Annotated in this window: 13 protein-coding genes; 11 read left to right on the top strand and 2 right to left on the bottom strand. The window is 73.1% G+C overall.

Annotation, left to right across the window (positions count from 1 at the left end; genetic code table 11):
- Window positions 1-54 precede the first annotated feature (54 nt).
- Window positions 55-816 (bottom strand): SGNH/GDSL hydrolase family protein, encoded by a 762-nt coding sequence (locus BMW88_RS32780; protein ID WP_245778213.1) that lies wholly within the window; start codon window positions 814-816, stop codon window positions 55-57.
- Window positions 817-928: 112 nt separating this feature from the next.
- Here BMW88_RS32780 and BMW88_RS32775 point away from each other — a divergent pair, with 112 nt between their 5' ends.
- Genes BMW88_RS32775 through BMW88_RS32765 form a run of 3 tightly spaced genes read left to right on the top strand, consistent with a single transcriptional unit; the run spans window position 929 to window position 3,482 of the window.
- Window positions 929-1,603, top strand: a complete 675-nt coding sequence (locus BMW88_RS32775; RefSeq protein ID WP_089958501.1) for a response regulator transcription factor — start codon at window positions 929-931, stop codon at window positions 1,601-1,603.
- Entirely contained in the window at window positions 1,600-3,015 is a 1,416-nt protein-coding gene (locus BMW88_RS32770) for a sensor histidine kinase (RefSeq protein WP_089958499.1), read from the top strand. The genes BMW88_RS32775 and BMW88_RS32770 overlap by 4 nt, the downstream gene beginning before the upstream one ends.
- Window positions 3,012-3,482: a hypothetical protein gene (locus tag BMW88_RS32765; protein ID WP_089958496.1), complete on the top strand. Its 471-nt coding sequence runs from the start codon at window positions 3,012-3,014 to the stop codon at window positions 3,480-3,482. The genes BMW88_RS32770 and BMW88_RS32765 overlap by 4 nt, the downstream gene beginning before the upstream one ends.
- An 8-nt stretch (window positions 3,483-3,490) precedes the next feature.
- Here the strand turns inward: BMW88_RS32765 and BMW88_RS32760 are convergent, their stop codons facing one another.
- Entirely contained in the window at window positions 3,491-4,684 is a 1,194-nt protein-coding gene (locus BMW88_RS32760) for an acyltransferase family protein (protein ID WP_089958494.1), read from the bottom strand.
- A 204-nt stretch (window positions 4,685-4,888) separates the two neighbouring features.
- On the opposite strand from BMW88_RS32760, the gene BMW88_RS32755 reads away from it, so the two are divergent.
- The 8 genes from BMW88_RS32755 to BMW88_RS32715 all read left to right on the top strand — a co-directional run bounded on the left by BMW88_RS32755 (window position 4,889) and on the right by BMW88_RS32715 (window position 13,658).
- A complete protein-coding gene (locus BMW88_RS32755; protein WP_425434715.1) occupies window positions 4,889-5,797 on the top strand; it encodes an ABC transporter ATP-binding protein in 909 nt (302 codons plus the stop codon).
- Window positions 5,794-6,588 carry an ABC transporter permease gene (locus tag BMW88_RS32750; RefSeq protein WP_089958491.1) on the top strand — a complete coding sequence of 265 codons (795 nt, stop codon included), beginning with the start codon at window positions 5,794-5,796 and terminating at the stop codon, window positions 6,586-6,588. The genes BMW88_RS32755 and BMW88_RS32750 overlap by 4 nt, the downstream gene beginning before the upstream one ends.
- On the top strand, window positions 6,588-7,769 hold the full coding sequence (locus tag BMW88_RS32745; protein ID WP_089958488.1) for a streptophobe family protein: 1,182 nt from the start codon (window positions 6,588-6,590) through the stop codon (window positions 7,767-7,769). Before BMW88_RS32750 ends, BMW88_RS32745 begins: the two co-directional genes overlap by 1 nt.
- Window positions 7,748-8,458 carry a response regulator transcription factor gene (locus BMW88_RS32740; RefSeq protein ID WP_177221531.1) on the top strand — a complete coding sequence of 237 codons (711 nt, stop codon included), beginning with the start codon at window positions 7,748-7,750 and terminating at the stop codon, window positions 8,456-8,458. The genes BMW88_RS32745 and BMW88_RS32740 overlap by 22 nt, the downstream gene beginning before the upstream one ends.
- Window positions 8,455-9,927 (top strand): sensor histidine kinase, encoded by a 1,473-nt coding sequence (locus BMW88_RS32735; protein ID WP_245778212.1) that lies wholly within the window; start codon window positions 8,455-8,457, stop codon window positions 9,925-9,927. The genes BMW88_RS32740 and BMW88_RS32735 overlap by 4 nt, the downstream gene beginning before the upstream one ends.
- Before the next feature lie 145 nt (window positions 9,928-10,072).
- Window positions 10,073-10,372 (top strand): DUF6480 family protein, encoded by a 300-nt coding sequence (locus tag BMW88_RS32730; RefSeq protein WP_245778211.1) that lies wholly within the window; start codon window positions 10,073-10,075, stop codon window positions 10,370-10,372.
- A 919-nt stretch (window positions 10,373-11,291) separates the two neighbouring features.
- Window positions 11,292-12,104 (top strand): SGNH/GDSL hydrolase family protein, encoded by an 813-nt coding sequence (locus BMW88_RS32720; RefSeq protein WP_177221530.1) that lies wholly within the window; start codon window positions 11,292-11,294, stop codon window positions 12,102-12,104.
- Window positions 12,105-12,473: 369 nt separating this feature from the next.
- The gene (locus BMW88_RS32715; RefSeq protein ID WP_245778210.1) at window positions 12,474-13,658 is read left to right on the top strand and encodes an alpha/beta hydrolase; all 1,185 of its coding nucleotides are present in this window, start codon (window positions 12,474-12,476) and stop codon (window positions 13,656-13,658) included.
- Window positions 13,659-13,815: the final 157 nt, after the last annotated feature.

Here is a 13,815-nt window from a genome sequence, read left to right as displayed (position 1 = left end):
CGGCCGGGCCGCGGCGTGCACTCGTCGCCGGACCGGAACCGCCCGGCCGGGAGGTCAGCAGCCCTTGAAGTGGTCGTCGGCCGCCCAGCCGGTGTTGGCCCAGTCCCGCGGGTCGGCGGGGGTGAAACCGGGGTGCCGCTCGGCCAGTTCGCTGAGCAGCCACTTGGTGAAGCGGGCGGCACCCTGCGGGCAGGTGTGGATGCCGTCGGCGCTGCGGTCGGCCTTGCCGTCCCTGGTCTGCTGGTAGGTGGTGCCCCACACCCCGGTGGCGTCGAGCACGACGGCCTGGCCGGGGAACGCCTCCGCGGCTGCCCGCGCGGCGCCGGGCGCGCCGGCCAGCTCGGCGAGGTGCGGCTGGTAGAACTCGTCGGGCCTGATCGGGGGCGCGGTGACGAACACCAGCCCGGCGCCGGTCCCGGTCACCGTCTTCACGAGCCTTTCGTAGGCCGCCCGCTGCTCCTGCGCGCTGCCCCAGTCGTACGTGGTGAGCTGGTAGATCACCAGGGTGGCCTTGGCGGCGCTGATCTGCCCGGGCAGCTTCTCCCAGTTCTTGTCCGCGAACGGCCCGACGACGTTGCCGCCGCCCTCCGCCGCGATCGACTGGAACTCGACGCCGCTCGCCTCGAACGCGGCGGCCAAGGGCAGCGCCTCGCCCACGGCGACGGAATCGCCGGCGAACAGCACCTTCGCGAGCCCCGGTGCGCCGGTCGCACCGCTCGTGCCGCTCGTGCCGCTCGTCGTCGGCTGGCCGGAGCACGCCGTGGTGAGCAGGAGCAGCCCGATCAGCCCGGCTGCGAAGCGTGGTGTCGTGGTCATGGGTCCGACGGTGCCGGTGGCGTGTCCCGGTGACCGCGCCGCTTTGTCGCGGTTGTGTCGCAGGGAACCGCGGTCACCGGCGGACCGGGGGAGCGGTGTCCATACTCGACCCGTGGCGGCGATTCTGCTCATCGAGGACGACCCCTTGGTCCGGCGCGGTCTCGAGCTGGCTTTGAGCAGGCACGGTCACGACCTGCGCACCGCCGACACCGGCGAGGACGGGCTGCGCGAGTTCCGATCGTCCACTCCGGACCTGGTGGTGCTCGACCTGATGCTGCCGGGCATCGACGGCTTCGAGGTGTGCCGCCGCATCCGCACCGGCAGCGAGGTGCCGGTCATCATGCTGACCGCGCGGGGTGACGACTTCGACGTCGTGGGCGGTCTGGCGGCCGGCGCCGACGACTACGTGGTCAAGCCGGTGCAGCCGACCGTGCTCGACGCGCGCATCCGCGCGGTGCTGCGCCGGACGGCCGGTGTTCCCGGCGGTGTGCGCGTCCACCGCGACCTGCACGTGGACACCACGGCGTTGACGGTGACCCTGCGCGGCGAACCGGTGGCGCTGACGCCGACCGAGATGCGGCTGCTGCTGACGCTGTCCGCCGCTCCTGGCCGCGTGTTCACCCGCCGGCAGTTGCTGCAGGCGGTGTGGGAGCACGACTACCTCGGTGACTCCCGGCTCGTCGACAACTGCGTGCAGCGGCTGCGCGCGAAGATCGAGACCAGTCCGGCCGCCCCGGAGTTCGTGCAGACGGTGCGCGGCTTCGGCTACCGGTTCGGGCCCGTATGAGCGGACCGCTGTGGCCACGCGGGCTGCGGTCGCGGTTGCTCGTCGCGTTCGTGGTGGTGACGGTGCTCGGCGCGGTGGTGGCCGCGTGGTCGGGTGCGGGGACCGCCGGCGCCGCGCTGGTGGCGTCTTCCGAGCAGAGGCTCACCGAGGCCCTCACGGGGCAGATCGGCGCGGTCACCCCCGGCCTGGCCTACCCGCCGGACCAGGGTGCGCTCGAGCGGCTGCGGTCGGCGGCCGGCGCGAACACGCTGGTGACGTACGGGAGCCTGCGCTCGGCCGATGGCGTCGCGGCGGATCTGGTTCCCGACTCGCTGCGCACCGCCGTGCGCACCGGGAACCGGATGGTCACGCAGCGGACGACCGGCGGCGGCGAACCGTGGCTGCTGATCGGCACACCGGTCATGATCACCGCGCCGGACGGTGCGCGGACGCCGTCCGGCATCGAGGTGTACGCCGCACGGGACCTCGCCGGTGTGGAGCGGGAGATCGCCGGCATGGCGAGGTCCGCCGTCGTCACCGCGGCGCTGACGCTGCCACTGGCCGTGCTGCTGGCCCTGCTGGCCGCGGGCAGCGTGCTGCGGCCCGTGCGGGATCTCCGCGACACCGCCCGCCGCCTGGCCGCCGGTGACCTCGGTGCGCGGTCGAACCCGCGTGGCGCGGACGAGCTGGCGGACCTGACCGCGACCGTCAACGAGATGGCCGGGTCGCTGCAGGAGTCGATGGCGGCTCTGCGGCGGATGCAGGCGGACGCGCGCAGGTTCGCCGCCGACGTCTCCCACGAGCTGCGGACGCCGTTGAGCACGCTGACGGCGGTGGTCGAGGTGCTGTCGATGTCGGCGGACGGGATGGAGCCGGACGCGAGGGAGTCCGCGCAGCTCGCCATCACCGAGACCAGGCGGCTGGTCACCCTGGTCGAGGAGCTGATGGAGGTGTCGCGGTTCGACGCGGGCACCGCCCGGTTGCGCGTCGAGGACTTGGACGTGGCCGGCGCCGTGCGGGACTGCCTGCGGGCGAGGGGCTGGTCGCACCGCGTGGAGCTGGTGGCTCCGGGTGCGGTTCCCGCGCGGCTGGACCGCCGCAGGGTGGACGTCGTCGTGGCCAACCTGGTCGGCAACGCGTTGCGGCACGGCGAACCGCCGGTCCGCGTGGTCGTCGCGGCGTCCGGCGGCGAGGTGCTGGTCGAGGTCACCGACAGCGGACCTGGCCTGCCCGAACACGTGCTGCCGCACGTCTTCGACCGCTTCTACAAAGCCGACGCCGCCCGCACCAGGACCCCGGACAGCGGGCTCGGGCTCGCGCTCGCCCTGGAGAACGCCCGCCTCCACGGCGGCGACGTCGAGGCGGGCAACCGGACCGGCGCTCGTGGTGCGCGGTTCGTGCTGCGGCTGCCACGGGAGTCGGGGGACAGGTGAAGCGGACGTGGTCGTTGGCGTTGCTGCTGCTCGCGGCGTGCGGGATCGAGCCGTCCGCGGTGGAGGACAGCAGCGAGGCACCCACCGGCGTGGCACCGGGGGTGACGCTGTACTTCCTGGACGAGTGGGGCGAGTTGCGGCCCCAGTTGCGCGAGACTGGCCGCCTCGGCACGATCGCCGAGGCGGTGGGCCTGCTGCTCACCGGGGCGGGGCATTCGGGGCTGCGCACGGAGATCGCGCCCAGCTCGGTGACCCGGGTCGTGGTGACGACCACCCCGGAGGTCGTCGAGCTGGCGGTTCCGCTCACCGCCGGGGACGTCACGCCGCGGGGCATCGACCAGATCGTGTGCACGGCGCTGGGCGTTCACGTGCAGAGCGGCGGTGCGAGAACCATGAAGGCGCAGGTCCGCTTCGTCCAGCCGACCCCGGTGTCGGACGTGGTGCGGACCTGCCCGTTGATCCGGTGACCGGGTGATCAGTCCAGGGTCGTGAGGTCGATCGTCGCCGGGGAGGGTGCCGGCAGCAGCCACAACAGCGCGAGGAGCACCATGACCGCGCCGGAGGCGAGCACACCCGTGCGCCCCCTCGCCCACGTGGCGCGGAACCGGATCGGGTCCTCCACGAAGTACTTCGACAGCGCGGCGACACCGATCGACACCGCACACGCCAGCGCGGTGCGGCCCCAGCCCGCTTCCGGGTCGAACAGGACGAAAACGGGCCAGTGCCACAGGTACAGGCTGTAGGAGATCTGCCCGAGCCACCGCAACGGTTGCCAGGACAGGGTTCTGGCAACCGGGGCGTGCCGGTTCCGCGCGCACAGCGCGATCAGCAGCGCGGAGCACAGCGAGTGGGCGAAGAGCCCACCGGTGAACAGCCACACCGAGTTCACGCCGTCGGCGAGCAACCACGTCGTGCCGATCCCGGCCACCAGCAGCACCATGAGGGCTCCGGCCCACCGGCCGGTCGCGCGGGCCAGCACGTCCCGCACCGGCCGGGTGGCGGCCGCGGCGCCCAGCAGCAACGAGAACGCCCTGGTGTCGGTGCCGGTGTAGACCCTGGTGGGATCGGCAGGGTCCAGCACCACGATCATCAGTGCGAGCGAACCGGCGCAGACCAGCGCCGCTGTCAGCGCGACCTGCCGGTGGACTCGGCGTCCCCGCCGCGCGACGGCCAGCACGAGCAGCGGCCACACCACGTAGAACTGCTCCTCGACCGCGATGCTCCAGAGGTGTTCGAACACGCGGTCCGCGGCGAACCGGTCCCAGTAGCTCGCCGACTCCGCGAGCAGGTGCCAGTTGACCAGGTTGAGCTGCACCCACGGACCGTCCGCGAGCGTCGTCCGCACCACGTCGTCCGGTGCCACCACCCACACGACGACCGTGACGACCACCAGCACCACCGAGAGGGCGGGCAGCAACCTGCGGACCCGCCTGCCCCAGAACGCTGTCAGCGACACGGTGCCGGTCCGGTCGGCCTCCCGCAGCAGCAGGTCGGTGATCAGGTACCCGGACAGGGCGAAGAACAGGTCCACCCCCAGGAACCCGCCGGGCACCAGCCGGCCGGTGTGGAACAGCAGCACCCCGAGGATCGCCACACCCCGCAGGCCGTCCAAGGCGGCGAGGTGCTGCTTCGGCTGCCGGGAGGTGGCGATCGAACCGACTTCGGTCATGACGACGACTCTGGCGAGCCCGTGTGCGGGATCCGTCCACGTGACGTCGCATTCCCGTCGCAACCCGCGGGCCGCCGGTCCCGGTTCTGGGCGTTCCCTGGGAATGCGCCACCACGACCACGACCGGGCAGCGGGACTCCCCGGGTTCTCCCAGGAACTCCCAGGGATCGGTCGGACCGGGTCGCCAGGCTCGGTCCCATGACGATGATCGAAGTACGGGGGCTGACCAAGCGGTACGGCCTCGACACCGTGGTGGACGACCTGTCGTTCACCGTCGAGCCCGGGCAGGTGACCGGGTTCCTCGGGCCGAACGGCGCGGGCAAGTCCACGACCATGAAGGTGATCCTCGGGCTGGCCGCGCCCACCAGCGGCTCCGTCGCGGTCGGCGGGCGCCGCTACCGGGACCTGCCCGTGCCGTTGACCGAGGTGGGCGCGCTGCTCGACGCGGGCGCCGTGCACGGCGCGCGGAAGGCCCGCGACCACCTGCTGGCGCTCGCCACCGGCAACGGCCTGCCCCGCCGCCGGGTGGACGAGGTGCTCGCCAGGACCGGGCTGGAGAGCGTGGCGCACAAGCGCGCCGGCGAGTTCTCACTCGGTATGCGGCAGCGGCTGGGCATCGCGGCGGCACTGCTCGGTGACCCGTGGGTGCTGATCTTCGACGAGCCGGTGAACGGGCTCGACCCCGAGGGCATCCGCTGGATCCGCGACTTCATGCGCTCCCTGGCGCGCGAGGGCCGCGCGGTGCTGGTGTCCAGCCACCTCATGAACGAGATGGCGCAGACCGCCGACCACCTCGTCGTGATCGGCCGCGGCAAGCTCATCGCCGACACGGGCATGGGGGAGTTCCTGCGCGACCGGGGCGAGGGCACGGTGCTCGTCCGCACGCCGGAGGCCGCCGAGTTCGCGCTCCGGCTGACCGCGACCGGCGCCACCGTGAAGGAGGGCCCCGACGCGTCGCTGGTCGTCTCCGGCCTGGCGAGCGAGGAGATCGGCAAGCTCGCCGCCTACCACGGCACCGTGCTCAGCGAGCTCACCCCGCAACGGCCCTCGCTGGAGGACGCCTTCATGGAGCTGACCAAGGACACCGTCGAGTACCAGGGAGCGACCGCATGAGCAGCCTGGCGCACCGGGTCCGGTTCGGCCACGCGCTGCACGCGGAGTGGGTGAAGCTGCGCAGCCTGCGGTCCACCTGGTACACGCTCGCCTGCCTGTTCGCGGTCGGGCTCGGCATCACGGTCCTCGCGACGGGTCGGGCCGGTGAGAGGTACGCGAGCGCGTCGGCCGCCGAACGGCTGGCGTGGGACCCGACCGAGCTCAGCCTGACCACGTACCTCGTCGCCCAGCTGATCATCGGGGTGCTCGGCACGCTGGTCGTCACCTCCGAGTACGCCACCGGGCTGGTGCGGACGTCGCTCGCGGTCACGCCCCGCAGGCACCGGCTCCTCGCGGCCAAGGTGGTGGTGGCCGCGGCCGTCGCCGTGGTGGCAGGCCAGGCGCTGATGTTCGCCACCTTCCTCATCGGTCAGACGCTCCTCGCCGCCCAAGACGTGCCGTACGCACGGCTCGGCGACCCCGGTGTGATCTCCGCCGTCATGGGTGGCGGGCTCTACCTCGCCGCGATCGCACTGCTCGCGATCGGCCTCGGCACGATCCTGCGCGCCACGGCGGGTGCGCTCACCACGCTGGTGGGCATCGTGTTCCTCGTGCCGGGCTTCGCCGGTCTGCTCCCCGCGTGGCTGGAGGGCCTGCTCGACTTCTGGCCGACGATGGGCGCCGCCGCGGTGTTCAAGACGGTGCCGAGTCCCGACTTCCCGCACCCCTGGCTGAACCTGGGCGGGATGTGCCTCGGTGTCGCCGCCGTGCTGGCCGCCGCGTTCGTCGTCTTCCAGCGCCGTGACCTGTGATGACGACGCGGCGAGACGTGTGGCGGGGCGTGGCGGCGGCGGCCGCTGCCCTGGTCGCCATGGCCGCGACGGCGGCGGTGGCACTGCTGCTGCTCGACGCCGGCCGGTTCGGCGATCCTGGCCGGCTGACGGCGGGTGTGGTCGCCCTGGCCGTAGGTGGTTCCGCGGAGTTCGGCGCGGTCCCGTCAGGTGAGGTGCCGCTCGCCGTGCGGGGCGGCGTCGACGTGGTGCCGGCGGGGGTCGTGCTGGTCGGCGCCGTGGTGCTGGGCTGGCTGCTGCTCCGCCACCGGGACGGGCTGCTCGTCCGCGGCGCGGCGGCGGCGGTGGCCTTCCCGGCCGGTGCGGTGGCGGTCGCGATGGCGGCACGGGGAACGGTGACGGCCAAGGGGATGACGCCGTCGCCGTCCGGTGGTGCGGCGGGTGGGATGTCCGGCGTCTGCGGACTGCCCGCGGTAGGGCCACTCCGACGCGGCGTGTCCCTCGACGCGTTCAGCGTCGGGTTCTCGGTGCCCGTCGGGCCGGTGGCGGCCGGAGCGATCGGCTGGGTGCTCGCCGTCGTCGGCGTGTGCTGGTTGATCTCGTGGTTCCAGGTCGCCCTGCGCGGCGCGCTGTGGGTCATCGGCGGGCTCACCGCCGCGTGCCTGCTCGCCGCGTGGGCGCTGGGCGGCCCGGTGGTGGCGGGCGGTGTCCTGCTCCTGCTGCCGCTGCTCGTGTTCGGCGTGCTGTCGCTCGGCCTGGGCGTGCCGTGGACGGTCCAGGCGGACGGCGTGCTCGCCTGCGCCCTCGGTGGTGCCGCGCCACCCGCACCGGGCGGGCCGCTGACGTGGGTCGCGGTCGCCGTGCTGCTGGTCCTGGGCATCCTCGCCGCCTTGGCCGGTGGCCGCGGCGGTGGGACGCCGTTGCGCCGCGCGTTGCGCAACGGCGCGGTGCTGGGCGCGGTGGCGGGTGTGGGGCTGGGCGCCCTGGCGTGGCTGTCGCAGGTGTCGGTGCAGATCGGCGTCGGCGCGTTCGGGTTCTCGTTGCCGGTGCTCGACGCGTGGGCGGGAGCGAACCCGTTGGCCGTGGTGGCGCTGGGCAGCGTCGGTGGCGCCGCGGCGGGCCTCGCGGGCAGCCTGCTCGTCGACGGGGCTCTCAGGTTGGCGTCCGTATCGTTGCCCGCGTGGAAGAACCGGGCCGGGTGACGACGCTGCTGGTGGTGGACGACGAGGACACGGTGCGCGAGCTGCTGTCCGCGACCCTGCGCTTCGCGGGGTTCCAGGTGAGGTCCGCGGCGACCGGCGCCGAGGCGGTCGCCGCGGCCACCGAGGAACCACCCGACCTCGTGCTGCTCGACGTGATGCTGCCCGACGTCGACGGGTTCGAGGTGGTCCGGCGGCTGCGCGACCGGGGAGCGGAGGGCAGTCGCGGGCCCGTCCCCGTCCTGTTCCTCACCGCCAGGGACCGCAAGGCCGACAAGGTCACCGGCCTGTCGCTGGGCGCGGACGACTACGTGACCAAGCCGTTCGACCTGGAGGAGCTGATCGCCCGGATCCGGGCGATCCTGCGCCGCACCTCCGGCCACCGGGAGGGCCTGCTGACGGTGGGGGCGCTCGCTCTCGACCCCCAGGGCCACCGGGTGACCAGGGACGGGCTGCCCGTCCGCGTCTCACCCACCGAGTTCCGGCTGCTGCGCTACCTGATGGAGAACGCCGGGCGCGTGGTGTCCAAGGCGCAGATCCTCGACCGGGTGTGGCGCTACGACTTCGGCGGCGACGCCGGCATCGTGGACACCTACATCTCCTACCTGCGGCGCAAGGTCGACGTCGAGGACCCGAGGCTGATCCACACCGTGCACGGCGTCGGGTACGTGATGCGGGAGCCCGCCGGGTGAGGCGCGTGCTGGGCGGGCTGTCCCTGCGGACCAGGCTGCTGCTGCTCACCGCGAGCCTGCTCCTCGCCGGGCTGGGACTGGTCGGCGCGGTCGTGTCCGACCAGCTCGAGCGCTACCAGCTGGACCGGATCGACGCCCAGCTCCGCTCGCTCGGCGAGATCCTCGCCCGCGTGCCCGCCACCGGGCCGCTCGGCACCGTCGGCGCTGTCGGCACCGAGGCCCGACCGGACCTCCTCGACCCCGCCCTCGGCCTGATCGGCGCGCCCTACCTCGTGTACGTGGGCGCCGACGGCGCGGTGGTGGGCGGCCTGCACTCCAGCCGGCTCGACGGCGCGTCCCTGCCGGGACCCGGCGAGCTGCGCACCGTGCCCACCGGTGGCGCGCCCGTCGACCTGCCCGCCGCGGACGGGTCCGGGCGCTGGCGCGCGACCGCGCGGCCGACCACCGGCTGGGACGGGACGGTCGTCGTGGCCGCGTCACTGGCGGAAGCCGACGCCACCACCGCCCGGCTGCGGACGACGAGCCTGGTCAGCGGGGCCGTGCTGCTCCTGCTGCTGACGGCGGTCGGCTGGTTCGCCCTCGGGCGGGGCCTGCGGCCACTGCGCCGGATCGAGCAGACCGCCGCCGCCATCGCCGACGGCGACCTCACGCGGCGCGTGCCCGTCCTCGCCGCGCCCACCACGGAGGTCGGGCACCTCGCGGCCTCGCTCAACACCATGCTCGGCCAGCTCGAACAGGCCTTCGCCGACCGGGCCGCGTCCGAGGCGCGCATGCGCACGTTCCTCTCGGACGTCAGCCACGAGCTGCGCACGCCGTTGTTCGGCATCAAGGGCTCGACCGAGCTGTACCGGATGGGCGCGATGCCCGAGCGCGCCGACGTGGACGAGGCGATGCTCCGCATCGACCGCGAGGCCACCCGGCTCACCAGCCTCACCGAGGACCTGCTCCTGCTCGCCCGGCTGGACGAGGCGCCGCAGGCCCAGCTCGACCCCGCCCCGATGGACCTGCGCACCCTCGCCAACGACGCGCGCCACGACCTGCGCGGCCTGGACCCGTCCCGCCCGGTCGAGCTCACCGGTCCCGCCGGCGCCGGGCCGCCCGGCCCCGCCCCCGTCCACGCCGACGAGGACCGCCTGCGCCAGGTCGTCACGAACCTGATCGGCAACGCGGCCACCTACACCCCACCGGGCACCGCGGTCCGCATCGGCGTCGGCACGGTGAACGGCCGCGCCGTGCTCGAAGTGGCCGACCGTGGGCCTGGCCTGCCCGCCCACCAGGCGGCCCGCGTCTTCGACCGCTTCTACCGCGCCGACCACTCGCGCACCCGCGCGGGTGGGGCCAACGCCGGGCTCGGCCTGGCGATCGCCCGTGCGCTCGCCCGCGCCCACGACGGTGACGTCGAGCTGGACACCAGCCTGGGCGGAGGTGCCTGCTTCCGCCTCACCCTGCCCCTGCTCGACCGTCGCTGAGCAGGCGCCCGCGGCCGCCGGAGCACCGGCGTCCGGTGGGGAGGCTCGGGGTGGTGAGCCACCCGGCAGCGTGATGTCCGCCGGGCGTTCCGGCACTGCGGGGTGCGGAGGTGTTCACGTCGGCCGAGTGGGGGTATTCGGCGTCATGACCGCGACCGCGCCCGACCCGGACCCGAACATCAACGCCGGCACCAAGGGCGGTGGTGCTCCCCGCGACACCCCGCCCGACGCCGACCCCGCCCGCACCCCCGGCCTCGAAGCCGGTGGCGGTGTCGCGCCCGGCGACACCCCGCCCGAGGCGGGCCAGACGTCCGGCCTGTCCCACCCGCAGCCGATGCCCTCGCGCACGGCCCCCATCGTGACGCTGACGCTGGTGGTGGTGTTCACGCTGCTGGTGGTGGCCTTCACCGTCTCGACGGTGATGGGCTGGGTGAAGGTCTTCTGACCGCCAGGCCGCCGGACAGGGGACCGAGGCGGAGCGCCGGCCGTTCGTGAGGTCGCTCCCGCAGCCGGCCGCTGTCGAAGCAGACGCCGAGGGCGCACGAGGCGGCCTTGACGGCGTGGACCGCCGGGCTGGTGGCCTTCCACGCCCAGCGGTACGAGGAGGCCCTGGGCGGAGCTCCGGCAAGTCCGGGTGCTCCCGCCGCTGGCGAGGATGAGCGTCGGCGACCTGACCGAGGTGGCGCCGTGCTGCGGGAAGGCCGAGGACGCCGCGGCCGTGGCTCTCGTCGAGGCCGACGCCCGCGTCTTCGAGTCGCCGCACCTGTGGATGGTGGTGCACCGCGGCCATGCGCTGCGAGGAAACGAGTGGCCATCGCGGTGCCGATCGCTCCAGCGCCCAAGCTCCCGATCTTCATGACTTCCTCCCGTGCCGTCCGATGCCGGTCGTCATGCTGGTGCTCGGCAGGGCACCGCCACGTCTGTCACACGACTTGCTCCGCGGACGTGTCCGAGGCCGCGGGCTCCTCCGGGGCACCGAACGCCGGCGTTCCCCACGGCTACGCCGTCGAACAGGTGTGGCCCGCCATCTTCCCGCCCCTCCACGCAGAATTCGGAGATTCCGCCGGGAAGTTCGAATTTCGTCACCGCCCCCCCGGAATTTCTCCTGAGACGACGCGGTAAACGTGCGGCCAATGCGCACTACAGGCGTCGCCGCCGGGTGTGCCTCAGTGCCCAGAATCGCTCCCCTCGCGGTGCAATACGCAGGTCGCAGAGGCGCGAGAAGATCGATGTGTCTCGTTTGGCGGCATCGACACGGGCAAGGCCGGTAGCGTCGCGGCGAAATTTCGTTCAACTTCGGAGGATCAGTGAAAAGATCGATCGCCGTCTTTATCGCTGCATTGGCGACGCTCGGTATTGCTCCAGTGGCCAACGCGACCGGACCGATCTCGCTCGTGGCACTCGGTGATTCGTACGCTTCGGGTACCGGCGCGGGTTCCTACCAGGACGGAACCGCCGGCAACTGCTGGCGCAGCGGCAACTCCTACGGCGAACAGGTGGCGGCGCGACTGCGCGCGGCCGGCCGGCTCGGCTCGTTCACCAACGTGACCTGCAGCGGCGCCACCACCGCGGACTTCGCGCAGCCCTTCAAGGACCGCCCCGCGCAGCTCGACGCCCTGAAGCGGAGCACGAACCTGGTGCTGCTCACCGCGGGTGGCAACGACATCGACTTCTCGACGTACGGCGGTACGTGCATCCAGGCCGACTGCACGGGCGCTCCGACCGGCGCCACCCTCGCCAAGCTGCCGCAGATGGCCGTCAACGTCACGGGTCTGCTCGCCAAGATCCGCCACCGCAGCCCGCACGCGCGGATCGTCGTCGTGGGCTACGGCCGTCAGGTGTCCGCTTCGGACAGCCTGCCGGCCGTTCCGCTCGACCCGATCTGCAGCGAGTCCGTCCTCACCGCCGACGAACGCCGTGAGGGCAACAAGGTCGCGGACGGCATCGACGCCGCGCTCCGCTCCGCCGTGGCCACGGCGCGCTGGCAGGGCATCAACGCCACGTACGCCAGCCCGTTCTCCCGCCCCGGCACGTTCGACGGCCACGCCCTGTGCGAAGCCGGCACCCCGTTCCTGCGCGGCTTCGACGCGCTGGCGCCGGGCCAGGAGGGACCGGAGGCCGTCTTCCACCCCAACCAGCAGGGGCAGCAGGCGCTGGCCTCGCTCGTCCGGCTCTAGCCGATGCGGTGGCCGTTTCCGCCTTCCCCGGGGCGGAAGCGGCCACTTCGGTGATCGGCGCGGGCGGGGACCCGGCGGCCGAGCGGATCCAGCCCTGCGAACCGGTTGTTCGCGTTTTCCGCGAACCGTCACCGAATCTCACCGCTCCGCCACGGCCAATCCACTTCGCCCTGCTTCATCCGAGGAGGATCCATGCTCTCTGCGATAGCACTTGCCATAACAACCGCTGCCTCACTTGTCGTCCCCGTCACCGGTGCCAATGCCACCCCCTCCGCATTGCATTGGCAGGCCTGCGGTGATTCCGGAGCCGAGTGCGCGTCGTTGAGCGTGCCGCTCGACTGGAAGCGCCCGGAAGGTGCTCGGATCACGGTGGCGGTGACTCGAGTCCGTGCCGCCGATCCGGCGAAACGGATCGGAACCTTGTTCTTCAACCCCGGAGGACCGGGAAACGCCGCAAGGCACTTCATCCGCGACTCCGCGCCCGAGACCTTCCCCGCCGAACTGCTCGGCCGCTTCGACGTCGTCGGGGTCGACCCGCGAGGCGTCGGGGACAGCCGGCCCCTGATCGCGTGCCGGAAGCCGACCTCGGACCACACCAGGTATCCCCGCTCGCGCGAGGAGTTCGACCGGTTGATCTCCTACAACCGGGACCTGGCACGAGGGTGCCGGGAAGCCACCGGCCCGCTGATCGACCACGTCGACACGATCAGCGCGGCCAGGGACTTCGACGCCGTGCGCAGCGCGCTCGGCGAACGTCAGGTGAGCTGGATCGGCCTGTCCTACGGGACGTTGCTCGCGGCGACCTACGCGAGGCTGTACCCGGAACGGGTGCGAGCCGCCGTGCTGGACGGTCCGCTGGACCACGCCGTGGGGTCCCGCAGGCTGGTGGTGGAGGAAGCGGCCTCGGCGGAGAACGTCTTCGGGCTCTTCGCCGACTGGTGCGCGTCCGATCCTGCCTGCGCCTTGCACGGCCGCGACGTCAGGGCCGAGTACCGGTCGCTCCTCGACCGCGCACCGCTGCACGCCGACGGCTTCCCCGCCGGGGTGACCGCCGACCAGGTCGGGTTCGGCACGTACGGACGGCTGATCTTCCGCAGCGCCTGGAGCGGCCTGGCCGCAGACCTCGCCGCCGCCGGCACGAACGCCGCGGCCTTCGCCACCGTCGCCCCGACCAGCCCCGCGTACCGCGTGATCACCTGTCACGACCTGCCGACCGGAGACATCGGGTACACCGAGTTCGCCGCGCGCCAGGCCGAGATGCTTCGAGCCGGGCCGACGATCCGCGGCTACATCGAGGCCTGGGACGTCCACGCGGGATGCCTGGGCTGGCCGATCAAGCCCGCGAACCCGTGGGGCAGCATCCCTGTGCGCGGCACACCGCCGATCCTCGTCGTCGCGGGCACCGACGATCCCGCCACGCCCCACTCGTGGGGCGTCGGGATGGCGTCCCAGATCGCCGGATCGAAGCTGCTGACCTGGCCCGGCGTCGGCCACACGGCGCACTTCAACGACCCGGAGACGCTCCGCCGGGAGGTCGAGTACCTGACTCGGTGAACCCGATGTCCCGCTCTGGCCACAACGTCTCAGGCAGCCGCTCCCGCCCGGTCGGCACGACAGCCGGCCGGGCGGTGCCGACTGGAGCCGGCACCCGTGGCCGGGCAGGCCCAAGCCCAGGCGCGTCCGCGGGTAGGCGAACGGCACGATCCAGCGC

Origin of the sequence: Lentzea xinjiangensis, assembly GCF_900110955.1 — a bacterium.
Lineage (GTDB): Bacteria > Actinomycetota > Actinomycetes > Mycobacteriales > Pseudonocardiaceae > Lentzea > Lentzea xinjiangensis.
The sequence above is the reverse complement of the archived record's forward strand: the minus strand, read 5'-3'. Positions and strand labels throughout refer to the sequence as shown.

Bases quoted from the DNA above. Each gene is read 5' to 3' on its own strand.
- BMW88_RS32780 (WP_245778213.1), bottom strand. From the start codon at position 816: ATGACCACGACACCACGCTTCGCAGCCGGGCTGATCGGGCTGCTCCTG.
- BMW88_RS32770 (WP_089958499.1), top strand. From the start codon at position 1,600: ATGAGCGGACCGCTGTGGCCACGCGGGCTGCGGTCGCGGTTGCTCGTC.
- BMW88_RS32760 (WP_089958494.1), bottom strand. From the start codon at position 4,684: ATGACCGAAGTCGGTTCGATCGCCACCTCCCGGCAGCCGAAGCAGCAC.
- BMW88_RS32755 (WP_425434715.1), top strand. From the start codon at position 4,889: ATGATCGAAGTACGGGGGCTGACCAAGCGGTACGGCCTCGACACCGTG.
- BMW88_RS32750 (WP_089958491.1), top strand. From the start codon at position 5,794: ATGAGCAGCCTGGCGCACCGGGTCCGGTTCGGCCACGCGCTGCACGCG.
- BMW88_RS32745 (WP_089958488.1), top strand. From the start codon at position 6,588: ATGACGACGCGGCGAGACGTGTGGCGGGGCGTGGCGGCGGCGGCCGCT.
- BMW88_RS32730 (WP_245778211.1), top strand. From the start codon at position 10,073: ATGACCGCGACCGCGCCCGACCCGGACCCGAACATCAACGCCGGCACC.